The organism is Winogradskyella psychrotolerans (genome assembly GCF_018860545.1).
In the GTDB taxonomy this organism is placed as follows: domain Bacteria; phylum Bacteroidota; class Bacteroidia; order Flavobacteriales; family Flavobacteriaceae; genus Winogradskyella; species Winogradskyella psychrotolerans_A.
In genome coordinates, this window is the sequence record NZ_JAHKPN010000011.1 from 327347 (window position 1) to 339928 (window position 12582).

The 12582-nt window shown below is 33.6% G+C and carries 13 protein-coding genes; 5 read left to right on the forward strand and 8 right to left on the reverse strand.

The annotated features are described in order from the left end of the window. Positions 1 to 3 precede the first annotated feature (3 nt). The 5 genes from proB to rpe all read left to right on the forward strand — a co-directional run bounded on the left by proB (position 4) and on the right by rpe (position 4358). Positions 4 to 783, forward strand: coding sequence for a glutamate 5-kinase (gene proB, locus KO515_RS04915; RefSeq protein WP_215935552.1), 780 nt, complete (start codon positions 4 to 6; stop codon positions 781 to 783). Between the two features lie 25 nt (positions 784 to 808). Continuing rightward, entirely contained in the window at positions 809 to 2008 is a 1200-nt protein-coding gene (locus tag KO515_RS04920) for a glutamate-5-semialdehyde dehydrogenase (protein WP_215935261.1), read from the forward strand. Positions 2009 to 2096: 88 nt separating this feature from the next. After that, positions 2097 to 2471, forward strand: a complete 375-nt coding sequence (locus KO515_RS04925; protein WP_215935262.1) for a hypothetical protein — start codon at positions 2097 to 2099, stop codon at positions 2469 to 2471. Between the two features lie 95 nt (positions 2472 to 2566). Further along, positions 2567 to 3430 (forward strand): sigma-70 family RNA polymerase sigma factor, encoded by an 864-nt coding sequence (locus KO515_RS04930; RefSeq protein WP_215935263.1) that lies wholly within the window; start codon positions 2567 to 2569, stop codon positions 3428 to 3430. A gap of 265 nt (positions 3431 to 3695) precedes the next feature. Next, a complete protein-coding gene (rpe, locus tag KO515_RS04935; protein ID WP_215935264.1) occupies positions 3696 to 4358 on the forward strand; it encodes a ribulose-phosphate 3-epimerase in 663 nt (220 codons plus the stop codon). Positions 4359 to 4378: 20 nt separating this feature from the next. On the opposite strand, the gene KO515_RS04940 is transcribed toward rpe, so the two are convergent. The 8 genes from KO515_RS04940 to KO515_RS04975 all read right to left on the reverse strand — a co-directional run bounded on the left by KO515_RS04940 (position 4379) and on the right by KO515_RS04975 (position 12582). After that, entirely contained in the window at positions 4379 to 4798 is a 420-nt protein-coding gene (locus tag KO515_RS04940) for a CBS domain-containing protein (protein WP_215935265.1), read from the reverse strand. 100 nt (positions 4799 to 4898) lie between these two features. Further along, positions 4899 to 7229: a GumC family protein gene (locus KO515_RS04945; protein WP_215935266.1), complete on the reverse strand. Its 2331-nt coding sequence runs from the start codon at positions 7227 to 7229 to the stop codon at positions 4899 to 4901. A gap of 7 nt (positions 7230 to 7236) precedes the next feature. Next, on the reverse strand, positions 7237 to 7998 hold the full coding sequence (locus KO515_RS04950) for a polysaccharide biosynthesis/export family protein (protein WP_215935267.1): 762 nt from the start codon (positions 7996 to 7998) through the stop codon (positions 7237 to 7239). 72 nt (positions 7999 to 8070) lie between these two features. Further along, positions 8071 to 9192 (reverse strand): MraY family glycosyltransferase, encoded by a 1122-nt coding sequence (locus tag KO515_RS04955; RefSeq protein WP_215935268.1) that lies wholly within the window; start codon positions 9190 to 9192, stop codon positions 8071 to 8073. Between the two features lie 86 nt (positions 9193 to 9278). Continuing rightward, positions 9279 to 10034, reverse strand: a complete 756-nt coding sequence (locus KO515_RS04960) for a glycosyltransferase family 2 protein (protein WP_215935269.1) — start codon at positions 10032 to 10034, stop codon at positions 9279 to 9281. 241 nt (positions 10035 to 10275) lie between these two features. After that, complete coding sequence (locus KO515_RS04965) at positions 10276 to 11217, reverse strand: UDP-glucuronic acid decarboxylase family protein (protein ID WP_215935270.1); 942 nt, start codon at positions 11215 to 11217, stop codon at positions 10276 to 10278. Continuing rightward, positions 11214 to 12038 (reverse strand): glycosyltransferase family 2 protein, encoded by an 825-nt coding sequence (locus tag KO515_RS04970; RefSeq protein ID WP_215935271.1) that lies wholly within the window; start codon positions 12036 to 12038, stop codon positions 11214 to 11216. Before KO515_RS04970 ends, KO515_RS04965 begins: the two co-directional genes overlap by 4 nt. After that, complete coding sequence (locus tag KO515_RS04975) at positions 12031 to 12582, reverse strand: putative colanic acid biosynthesis acetyltransferase (RefSeq protein ID WP_215935272.1); 552 nt, start codon at positions 12580 to 12582, stop codon at positions 12031 to 12033. The genes KO515_RS04970 and KO515_RS04975 overlap by 8 nt, the downstream gene beginning before the upstream one ends.

The following is a 12582-nucleotide window of genomic DNA, read 5'->3' on the forward strand; positions in this document are numbered from 1 at the left end:
ATGATGAATACAGAGATAAAACGTGTGGTCGTAAAAGTAGGAACCAACGTATTAACAAATAAAGATAACAGAATTTTAGGACCAGTACTTCGCGAATTGGTAAGGCAAATATCTGTGCTATATGAAGAAGATATTATGGTTATTCTTGTGTCTTCTGGATCCGCAATGGCAGGCATGGAAATATTAGGTGAAACAACCATTAAAGACAAGTCGATAAGACGACAGGTCTACTCTTCTGTTGGGCAACCACGAATGATGAGACATTACTATAGTCTTTTTAATGACTACGGTATGAGATGCGCTCAAGTCTTAGCGACAAAACGCGATTTTGATATAGGTAAACACCGTGAAAATATGATAAATTGTTACGAAGGGTTACTCTCAGAAGGGGTCATTCCTATTGCTAATGAAGATGATGCCGTTTCATTGACCATGTCCATGTTTTCGGATAATGACGAATTAGCAAGTTTAGTTGCCGAACTGATAGATGCCGATCGATTAATTATTTTGTCTGATACGGACGGACTATATAATGGTCATCCAGATGATGATGATTCAAAACTATTAAACACTGTGGTCACCAATCAGAATGTAGAAAAATATGTTCAAGCTTCCGATAAGAAAGAAGGAGAAGGACGTGGTGGTATGGCTTCAAAATTAAAAATTGCGAAGGGAACCGCCAATAAAAACATTCCGACGTATATCGCCAATGGCAAAAGAGAAAATGTTATTGTAGATATCATAAATAATAAAAAAGTAGGAACTAAATTCATTAGTGCCTAAATAACTTTTAGTTAAAAACATACACATGAAACTTTTAAATACAGACATAAAAAACAACGTCTTAAAATCAATGCTTCAGATTTTAGATCGTGAACGAAACACTATTATTGAAGCCAATAAAAAAGACTTAAATGCTTTTAAAAAAGAAGACCAAGCCTTATATGACCGTCTTATTGTAAATGATAAAAAGGTAGATGAGATGATGGCAGCGGTAAAAGCTGTAATGCTTCAAGAGGACCCTGTTGGAAAAGAAATTTCTAACACAACCTTAAAGAACAAACTCAACATCGTTAATACAACGGCCCCTTTTGGTACCATTTTAATAATTTACGAATCACGACCAGATGTAACCATCGAAGCCGCCGTTTTAGCGTTTAAAGCCAATAATAAGATTTTATTAAAAGGCGGAAAAGAAGCTTTAAATAGTAACCTTATTTTAGAACAATGCTGGCATGAAGCTTTAGAAGACAACGGTCTGTCTAAAGATTGGATTAAACTACTACATTTAAAGCGCGAAGAAACTCAAGAATTTTTAAAAAACCCAACAGAGCCTCTAGATTTAATAGTTCCTCGTGGTGGTGAGCGACTCATTCATTTTGTAAAAACACATGCCACTTGTGCTGTCTTAGTCAGCGGACGCGGTAACAACTTTTTGTACGTATCTGAACACGCCGATTGGAGTAAAGCTGTAAATGTAATTATTAATGCAAAAACAGATAAAATATCTGGATGCAATGCTTTAGATAAAGTACTTATCAATAAAAATTTACCACAATACGAAACAAAATTAAACATGCTGCAGCAAAAATTAGAACAACATAAGGTTGAAATTCTAGTTGATAATAAGGTAGCTGATATTTTACCGCAAAATGAGACCATTTCAAATCATGACATATGGTATGAAGAATTTTTAGCTTTAAAATTACTTATTGGAGAAGTCGCGTCATTAGAGGACGCCATTGAGACTATAAATAAGTATTCTGGTAAGCATTCGGCATCCATTATTACGGAAGAAAAAGCAGAAGCTATGACTTTTATGCACAACGTGGATAGTGCTGCTGTATATCATAATGCATCTACCAGGTTTACCGATGGAGGTCAAATGGGAGTTGGCGCAGAGTTAGCCATTAGTACAGACAAATTACATCATCGCGGACCATTAGGATTAAACCAATTAGTCACTAACAAATATTATGTTTACGGAGATGGACAGGTTAGAGTATAGCTTTGAATAACCGATTCAGAAGCTACTCATTTTTAAATTAATAGCTGATAATTAGGATTTTACAATAAAATTTCTTATACTATAGGTTATGATTACACAAGACAAAATAAAATACGCGGAAGAACTAAGCAATTCAATATCTTATTTAGAAAATTTAGGATTTTCTAATATTAAGGCAGACCTAAAAGGTTATGAGACTCCTAAATCCTATCATAAAAAAGGAAGCGATATAGATGTAACACCAGATATTGTTGCTGAAAAAGAAGGACGTAAACATATATTTGACTTAAGTTTAAAATCTGAAAAGCCGAGATTATTAAAATCAAAATGGTTATTTTTAAATACCTTAAGTCAGATTAAAGCTTATCGGTTTAGGCTAATAACCATGAGAGGTCATTATAAATTTACCAATGACACTGTCGACTCTATAAATCTAGAAACTGTAAAACTTCTAAAGATTTAAAAAAAAATTTATTAGTATTGTGTAACATTTTATTGTTTTAGCACGTATAATAAAAGCAACCGTTGTTGTAAAATTGCACAAATCTTAAAATATAAATGAGACAGCTTAAAATTACCAAGCAGGTTACCAATAGGGAAACTGCATCATTAGATAAGTATTTACAAGAAATTGGTAAAGTAGATCTTATTACAGCCGACGAAGAGGTAGAATTAGCTCAACGTATCAAAGCTGGAGATCAACTTGCTTTAGAAAAGTTAACCAAAGCTAACCTGCGTTTTGTGGTATCTGTTGCAAAACAATATCAAAATCAAGGTTTAACCCTACCCGATTTAATTAATGAAGGTAATTTAGGATTAATAAAAGCTGCACAACGTTTTGATGAAACGCGTGGGTTTAAATTTATATCCTATGCGGTTTGGTGGATTCGTCAATCAATTCTGCAAGCCTTAGCTGAACAATCTCGTATTGTACGTTTACCATTAAATAAGATTGGTTCTATTAATAAAATCAATAAGACGTTTGCCTTTTTAGAGCAAAGTCATGAGCGCCCACCTTCTGCAGAAGAAATTGCAAAAGAATTAGACATGACGATTAACGATGTTAAGGAGTCTATGAAAAATTCTGGTCGTCACGTCAGTATGGATGCTCCTTTAGTAGAAGGTGAAGATTCTAACTTATATGATGTATTACGAAGTGGTGAATCACCAAATCCAGATAAAGATTTATTACACGAATCTTTAAGAACTGAAATAGAACGTGCTTTAGAAACATTAACACCGCGTGAAGCTGACGTGATTCGTTTGTATTTTGGATTAGCTAGTCAACACCCTATGACCCTAGAAGAAATAGGAGAAACGTTTGATTTAACTCGTGAACGTGTAAGACAGATAAAAGAAAAAGCAATTAGACGTTTAAAGCATACGTCTAGAAGTAAAATATTAAAAACATATTTAGGTTAGGTATTCGTCTTTTTAACGACCAACCTAAAGAAGGTAACAACAGTTACAAACATAACTGTTCGTTTTTTGATTGATGAAAGAACCCACGGCTGATTACCGTGGGTTCACTTTTTTTATGAATCACGGTTCTTAGCTAAAATTTCAACCATCCTCTTCACAATATTTCTACAAAACCCACTCGTACAAAAATCCATTTACTCCTAAAAGGAAGATATAATCCTGACTTTTTAAGTACCTTTGCCGAAACATTAAAAAAAGATATAAAATGGCTTCGAAATTAATTGCTCCATCAATGCTAGCTGCCGATTTTGGCAATCTTCAACGCGACACTGAAATGGTAAATAATAGCGATGCAGATTGGTTTCATATAGATGTGATGGACGGCCACTTTGTACCCAACATATCTTATGGCATGCCCGTTATTGCTGCGATAAAAAAACATGCAACAAAACCCTTAGACGTTCATTTAATGATTGAAAAACCAGAACGTTACATTGAAGAATTCGCGAAGGTAGGAGCTGATATTATTACGGTGCATTACGAATCTACGGTCCATTTACATAGAACTTTAAGACAAATTAAAGATGCCGGTTGCAAAGCTGGAATTGTTCTTAATATCACGACTCCACTAACTGTTTTAGAAGACATTTTACCTGAATGTTACATGATATTATTGATGTCTATAAACCCAGGGTTTGGTGGACAAAAATTTGAAGATATCACCTACAAACGTGTAAAAAACTTACGCAAAATGATAGACGAGCAAGGTCTAGATACACGCATTGAAATAGACGGAGGAGTTACCGATAAAAATATTCAGAAATTAGTAGCAGCAGGAGCGGACACGTTTGTTGCAGGCAGCCATGTTTTTAAAAGTAATAACCCAACAGCAACTATTACAACCTTAAAGGATTTAGCTAATTCATAAAACAGGGCATTGAGCACTTTTTATAGGTGGTTTAACATGTACTTAATTAAATCGGTAGTGGTAACAATGCCAACTAGGCGACCATGATCTACAACTGGTAACGCATGAAATTCCTTTTGAGCTAAAATTACTGCAACTTCCTTTATAGTCGTATCTGATTTTACGGTGACTACATTTTTAGCCATAACTTGCTCAATCGTAAACATATTATAAACTAAGGTTTCAATATTCGTTTCCGTCTCATCTACGGCATCAGCAAAGCTTATTCTGAGCAGATCGGTATAACTTAGCATACCAATAACAATCTTTCCTTTAACTACCGGAATATGTCTAATTTTATACCTTTTAAATAAAAGTTCAGCTGTCTCAAGTTCATCATCCTTCTTCAGCGTAATGATATTGGTAGACATAATGGTAGACACTGGCTCTATATTTTTCATGACTTCTATGTTTTATAATTCACTTTTAAAAGTAATTTATAAAACGTTCATAAAGTATGACAAATGTCACGAATAAAGCAAATAGAATAGGCGTTGTAGATTACTTTTGATTCCCATAACCGTAGTTATAGCCATAGTTGTAACCGTAACCATAAGATTTACTCGCTCCAACACTATTAATCACGTACGCCATGTTTTTTAATTTACCTGTTTCAGCGAGGTCTTTAGAGTACTTTAAAAGATTCTTGTCTGTATAGTTGGCTCTAGCTAAATACACTGTGGCATCCGCTAGTTGAGAAATTAGCATCGTATCGGTTACTAAAATAGTTGGAGCCGTATCAACTATAATATAGTCAAATTCCTCTTTAGCTTCTTCTATTAACTTAGTGAAACGACCATTAGTTAGAAGTTGTGCTGGATTGGGAGGAATACTTCCAGATAACATAATACTATGATTAGGATGCTTTTCAAAACCTTTGATTAAAGAATCTCTCCAGTCATAATTACCATCATGAAGATAATTAGATAAGCCTGGCTTGTGCTTGTCTTCATTAATACGATTATGAATCTGTGGGTTTCTTAAATCCGCACCGATTAAAAGTACTTTTTTGTTTATACTAGACAAGGCTAAAGATAAATTAAGACTAATAAATGTTTTTCCTTCACCTTTAATGGTTGATGTACAGTAAATCACCTTTGCTTTTCCATCGTCCCTAACCGGTAAAATAAAATCTACATTAGAACTTAAAATCCTGAAGGATTCAGCTAAAGCTGTTCGAGCATTAGGGTCATCAAAGATGTCTTCTTCTTTCGTTTTTACATCTGGAATTTCACCTATAATTGGTGTTTTTGAATTTATTTTAATGATATCCTCTTTACCATGCAACTTAGTATCTAGCATAAAGACGAGATATAATAGTCCAAACGGAATTAGCAATCCGCCTAAAATGGCGACAGCATAAATAACCTTAGACTTTGGAGAGATAGGTATAGATCCAGACAAAGCGTATTCAACCACCTTTATAGAAGGTTCTGTAATTGCTAAATTTATGGCGGCTTCTTCCCGTTTTTGTAATAATAAAAGATATAAACTCTCTTTAATATGTTGTTGACGATTAATAGCCCTCAGGAGTTTCTCTTTTTGTGGAATTTGAGATACTTTACCAATAAACCGTTGATTTCGAATATTGAGCTTCTGACTAGAGGCTTCTAATTGACTCACATACGATTTTAAAGATCTATTAATATTAGCCTTTAGGCTTTCTACTTGAGATACTGCTTGCTTTACCAAAGGGTTATTAACCCCCCCACTATTTAAAATCTTATCTCTATTAATTACGGCATTATTATACTCAGCAATAAGTATATTGATACTAGAATTATCAACACCAATATTAGAGGGTAATAAATCTGATTCCGAATTTTCATTTAAAGACGTTTCTAATAAACGAGATAATTCAAGTTGACTTTCTATTTGAAACACTTCTTGTTCAGACTTTGTCCGCTGTTCTAAACCCAATTCAGCATCGACAGTAATATCTACTAAATTATTGCGCTGTTTAAAATCTTGTCTATCAACTTCTATTGAATCTAACTCTTCTGCTAAAAACACAAAACGGCCATCAATAAAATCCAAGGTACGCTTAGATACCAACTGGCGATCACTAATACCATCTTTATCAAAGACATCCATCAATGTATTTAATATACTTTCAGAAAGTACTTTACTCTCTCCTTTGATACTCAACTTAAGCAAATCACTTTGCTCACCTATAGCTCCAATATTAATTTTAGACTTAAGATCTAGTGTAGCGCTTTTAACAGGAATAAATTGAACTATATATGATTTACCTATTATTAATTGCGTATAATCTGCAGTAAGTGACCTTATATTAAATGGTAAGTGATGCTCGGTATTAAAAGTACTAAACTCAGAAAAAGTCAATAATTCTTCTGTTCCTAAATTTATGACTTCAAAGCCTTTACTCTTAACATTAATCTTGTAAGATGAGCTTTCTTCGATACTATCAGGCTCTATAATCTGATGAAAATCTAAAGGTAAATTGTCTATCTGAGATGTGACAACAGTTCCATCCTCATAAAACCTTGTTGACAAATTTAATTCTCTAACAACGCGATCTATAATTAAATACGATGTTAGAATTTCACTCTCATTTTCTAAGTTAATGTTAGAACGATTGAAGACAAACGCCGAAGAAGGTAATTCTAAGCCCTCAGATTCATCTAAAATTTTAATCTTAGAACTTGTTTCATATATGCGATGGGAATACCGTAAGTACGTAAATGCACTTATTAAAGCAATTACTAACGCTAATGCAAACCAAGGCCAATAGCGTAGATAACGAAACACTTCCTGTTTTACATCTAAGTTGTTCTCCTCACCTTCTTTGTAGTTAATTAAATTATCCATATATCTATTATCGGGCCAGTAAAATCGTTATAGTTAAAGCTAAAGAGGCTATTGTAAGAACCGTCCCTATATTTCCAATGAATCCTGACTCTTTAACCTTAGTATCATTAGGGTTAACGACTATTAAATCATTAGGTTTAATATAATAAAACTCACTATTCATAAACTCGGCAGACGTCAAATCAATATGGGCTACTTTACGCATCCCATCGGCTTCTCTTGTAATTAAAACGTCATTTCTTTTTCCGTTTATTGTTAAATCCTTTGCATATCCTATTGCTTGTAAAATAGTCATATTTTGTTCCATATACTGAAAAGTACCAGGATTATTTACCTCACCCAATACTGTGACCTTAGCATTAATCAACCTCACATTTACGGTCGGATTAGACAAATGCCCACCAGAAATTAAACTGGCTTTTATAAATTCACTTAATTGTATAGTCGTCTTATTGAGCGTGGAAATCTCACCCAAAACCGGAAAATTAATGGTGTTATTAATGGATACCAAGTAGCCATCTAATTGAATTAATTCTACACTTTGTGATACTGCGCCTTGTAAAGCGTTTTTATTGTAAGGAATAGCTGCTTCCGGCACAACACTCTCCACCGTTATTTTTAATATATCATTGGGCTGAATTGTTGCATCTTGATAATTGATTGCATTTTGAGCTGCGCTATCTGCGTCTTGTAAATATAAAATATCTTTTTTCGACGCACAGGAACCTAAAAAGAGAAGACAAACTATAACAAAAAATTTTTCTAACATTGTTTAATTTTAAACGATCTGGCAAATATAAGGGCAATATCGCTAGCAACAAAGGATTAATTTACAACCTAATTAATTGTTATTTAGAGCCTCTGGCTTTTTATTATCTGACTTTAACCAATCATAGATAAAATAAAGAGAATACAAAATAGTACCCACAGCTAAAAGTATACAAAGTTGAACGTGGATTTCACAGTTTCTAAATAAATAGGTAGACACGATTAATAACGCATTTACAAAAACAATCATTGCCGTTGTCTGTTTGTGAGAAAATCCTAAAAATAAAAAGCGATGGTGTAAATGATTCTTATCTGCGGAAAAGGGACTTTTTTTATGGATGACTAAGCGAATAAAGAAGATTCTTAACGTATCTAACAATGGAAAAAACAAAAAGGACAAAACTAATATCGGCGATGAATTATGATAATTACTTGTTGCTGACATTTCAGAACTGCCAATAAAACGCACAGCAAAGACCCCAATTATAAACCCAATAATCATAGATCCCGTATCTCCCATAAACATTTTTTTGCGTTTCGAAAAGTTTAAGCGCAAGAATGGAATGAGAGCTCCTACTAACGCTGCTGCCAAGACCACCATACTAATATCCTTGTATCTAAAAAACACATAGCCAAAAGCCAAACACGCCATCAACGCTAATGAACCCGCTAAACCGTCTACACCATCAATAAGATTGAAAGCATTAATAACCAATACATATACAAATAGTGTAAACAGTACGGATAACGTATAAGGTAAAATGGTAATCCCCAAAATCCCTGACAATCCCAATATACGCGTATCTGTAAAAACTATTAATAATAATGCTGCAAGTAACTGGCCTGTAAATTTCTTAAGGGGTGATAATACTAAAATATCATCTTTAAGCCCTAAAAAAAATAGTATGGTTATACTACCTAAAACAAGTAACAAACTTTTAGTATCTAATAAAGCTCCTACAATAGTTATAGTAACAACAATACCCAAATAAATACCTATACCCCCTAAATTCGGTACACTTCCTGAGTGACTACTCCTTGAATCGGAGGTCGCAATTAAATTTTTTGCTTTGGCTACATTTAGAATAGCAGGATAACTCGTTGCCGAAACAATCAGTGCTACTAAAGCAGAGACTAAAGCCAACCAGCCGATATAGTTACTAGGATTAAAATTATCAAGAAGTTCTTTTACCATAAATTTGGGATTGTAGATAATTAAATGTCAAATTTGCAATAAAAATTACAAACCTATATGTCTTTATTGTTAAGGACGATTAAACCTCAGTTCTTTGATTTAAATTGTTTTAGCTTTGTAACATTTTTCAGAAAAATAGTTCCAAAACCTCCTATATCATTACCTCGAACAGCCTTCAAATCTTCCTTAGTTTTTTTTATAATATTCTTTATACTGTTATTACTAACTCCACCCACGCGCATCTTAATAATCGTTTTATTTAAGTAGAAAAACCTTAAGTCAGCTTGCTTAAAAATTCTTAAAATAAAGTCGTAATCGGCAGCGATTTTATAATTAATATTAAAGCTACCATAGGTGTCATAGATATGTTTTTTCAAAAATAAGGTCGGATGTGCAGGCATCCAGCCTTGTTTTAATAATTTTTTAGTAAAGGGTTGACTCACCCAATTACGAATAATCTTATCCGTATCATCAAAGGCTACATAATGTAAATCTCCGTAAACTCCATCCACCCCTTCTGTAGTAAATTGTTCAACGATATCAGCTATAATATTTGGATTCGCAAGAAAGTCATCAGAATGTACAAATCCAATTACATCTCCTGTAGCACGCTGAACTCCTTTATTGAGAGCGTCATAAATCCCTTGATCTGGTTCCGATTTAAAAACAACATTTGTATTGGATGTTGTTGCTTTCTTGATAACTTCAATTGTAGCATCTTTAGATCCACCATCTACAATGATATATTCAATATTAGAATAAGTTTGATTTAATACTGATGCCATACACACAGCTATGGTCTCAGCACTATTATATGTTGCTGTAATTATGGAAACTTTCATTGCCTATATGTTCGCTTTTAAACTAATAATACCTTTATCATTCTATTAGTAAACTTTATTATCATGCTTAAAATCAATGCAAATTTAACAATTAAATCTCCAATTTTAACATAATATTACAATATACTTAAACTAATGTTCGAAAACAAGTCTAATCCTAATGATCAGGGTTTTAAATAAATAAGACTAGAGTGTTATAACTTTATAACACTCTAGTCTTAATAATTAGTCTTTTGGTTGATTATGATTTTAATAAATTATCAAAATATTTAATAGTATGTCCTAGACCTTCTCGCAGTTGTACTTTTGGTTCCCATCCGTTCAACTCTTTATGTGCTAAACTGATATCTGGCTTACGCTGCATAGGGTCGTCTTGAGGCAAAGGCATATGGGTAATCTTAGACTTAGAATTGGTAAGATCAACCACTTCTTGTGCCAATTCTAACATGGTAAATTCTACTGGATTTCCAATATTCACAGGCCCTTTAAAACCATCTCTACTCCCCATCATGCGAATCGTTCCTTCAACCAAATCATCGACATACTGAAAACTTCTAGTTTGGGTTCCGTCTCCGTAAATAGTAATAGCATCACCTTTAAGCGCTTGAACTATAAAATTAGACACAACTCTACCATCTTGAGGATGCATTCTTGGTCCGTAGGTATTAAAAATTCTTATAATTTTGATATCAACCTCATTTTGATTGTGATAATCCATAAACAGCGTTTCCGCACATCGTTTACCTTCATCATAACACGATCTTAAGCCTATAGGATTAACATGTCCCCAATAACTCTCTGGTTGTGGGTGAACGTTAGGGTCACCATAAACCTCACTGGTAGAAGCTTGAAGTATTTTTGCATTTACACGTTTTGCTAAGCCTAACATGTTTATGGCTCCCATAACCGAAGTCTTTATCGTTTTTATGGGATTGTATTGATAATGTACTGGTGATGCTGGACAAGCCAAATTATAGATCTCATCAACTTCAATCATATACGGATTTATAATATCATGACGCACCAATTCAAAGTAATGATGATCCATTAAATGTTCTATATTGCCTTTAGAACCTGTGAAGTAATTGTCTAAACAAATAACTTCATTCCCTTCGTTTAGCAAGCGTTCACATAAATGTGAACCTACAAAACCTGCCCCTCCTGTAACTAATATTTTCTTCATTGGTTGGATTTTAATTCTTTGATTTTAGTTTGTATTTGTAAAAAATAATTGGCTTTATACTTGGCCAAATAATATCCTGATTTGCCGTCAAATATACCTAGTTTTATAAAATAAGAATAGAAAAAATAAACAAAAGGTAATAAACCTGTATTTATTAAATTATATTTTACTTTTTGTCGCTTCGTAAAACTCTCTAAATTATTTGCTTCTAAAGACATAAAACGTTTAGCTTCCCAAGAGGAGTAGGCATTATGTTTAGCGATATAATGTTCTAAACCTTTATAATCGTTGTGTATAATAGGACTTTTTATGTGCCCCGAACTTCCCTCAATAATCGGGTGTTCATGAATTTCCATATCTAAATGAGACCAACTATCTTCTTCTATTTTTTCATATTCACCACAACCTTTCTTAAACAAAGCCAACTTTTTCATTTTATCACCATACTTCAATTCATGGCCCATAAAAAAGTTATTATAGTTTAGCCAAAACGAATTGTGTGTAGTATTAGCGATGGTTGTTTTAAGTTCATCAATAAAGCTTAGTGTCAACATTTCATCTGCATCTAAAAATAACAACCAGTCATTTTTAAGCGCTACGTTTCTCAAGGTCCAGTTTCTTTTTTTAGGAAATTTACCGTTCCATTCAAAATTAACCAACTGGTGGTTGTGTGAACGCACAATTTCTGGAGTTTTATCAGTACTCATAGAATCTACTACAATAACTTCAGAAAAAGAAGTTAGCTTATCCAAACAATCCGGGAGATTCAGTTCTTCGTTTTTAACAGAGATAATTACGGTAACAGGAATTTTACTATCCATTAAGCTTTCTTTCTTTTATGAATTTTGCAGGATTGCCGCCTACAATAACCCAGGGTTCAATATTCTTATAAACTGATGCTGTTGCACCAACTACGGCACCCTCACCAATTTCAACCCCCATATTGATATATGCCCCAGCACCAACCCAAGCTTGATCTTTAATAATAATTGGTTTTGTAATTAATGGGTAGTCACTTTTCTGAACATCATGAGACGCGGTACACAAATACGATTTTTGAGATACAATGGCATGCGCTCCAATGACTATTTTATCAACATTATAGCAATCAACCTCTGGAGCCATACACGCGTGTTCTTTCATTTCTAAATTCCAAGGTGCATAGATTTTTACAGAAGAATACACTACAGCAGTTTTATGAACTTTAGCTCCAAAACCCCTTAGTAGAAAGAGTTTCCAGCTATTAGCAAAACGTCGCGGAAAAGGTTTTGCTAATAAAAACCAAACTATTGTCCATAGTAAGCGTTTTAGCTTGTTCAGGAAGCTAAACTTATTATTGTAGGTTGAAAGGTCTATAGTATTCAA

Bases quoted from the DNA above. Each gene is read 5' to 3' on its own strand.
- proB (WP_215935552.1), top strand. From the start codon at position 4: ATGAATACAGAGATAAAACGTGTGGTCGTAAAAGTAGGAACCAACGTA.
- KO515_RS04920 (WP_215935261.1), top strand. From the start codon at position 809: ATGAAACTTTTAAATACAGACATAAAAAACAACGTCTTAAAATCAATG.
- KO515_RS04925 (WP_215935262.1), top strand. From the start codon at position 2,097: ATGATTACACAAGACAAAATAAAATACGCGGAAGAACTAAGCAATTCA.
- KO515_RS04930 (WP_215935263.1), top strand. From the start codon at position 2,567: ATGAGACAGCTTAAAATTACCAAGCAGGTTACCAATAGGGAAACTGCA.
- rpe (WP_215935264.1), top strand. From the start codon at position 3,696: ATGGCTTCGAAATTAATTGCTCCATCAATGCTAGCTGCCGATTTTGGC.
- KO515_RS04940 (WP_215935265.1), bottom strand. From the start codon at position 4,798: ATGAAAAATATAGAGCCAGTGTCTACCATTATGTCTACCAATATCATT.
- KO515_RS04945 (WP_215935266.1), bottom strand. From the start codon at position 7,229: ATGGATAATTTAATTAACTACAAAGAAGGTGAGGAGAACAACTTAGAT.
- KO515_RS04950 (WP_215935267.1), bottom strand. From the start codon at position 7,998: ATGTTAGAAAAATTTTTTGTTATAGTTTGTCTTCTCTTTTTAGGTTCC.
- KO515_RS04955 (WP_215935268.1), bottom strand. From the start codon at position 9,192: ATGGTAAAAGAACTTCTTGATAATTTTAATCCTAGTAACTATATCGGC.
- KO515_RS04960 (WP_215935269.1), bottom strand. From the start codon at position 10,034: ATGAAAGTTTCCATAATTACAGCAACATATAATAGTGCTGAGACCATA.
- KO515_RS04965 (WP_215935270.1), bottom strand. From the start codon at position 11,217: ATGAAGAAAATATTAGTTACAGGAGGGGCAGGTTTTGTAGGTTCACAT.
- KO515_RS04970 (WP_215935271.1), bottom strand. From the start codon at position 12,038: ATGGATAGTAAAATTCCTGTTACCGTAATTATCTCTGTTAAAAACGAA.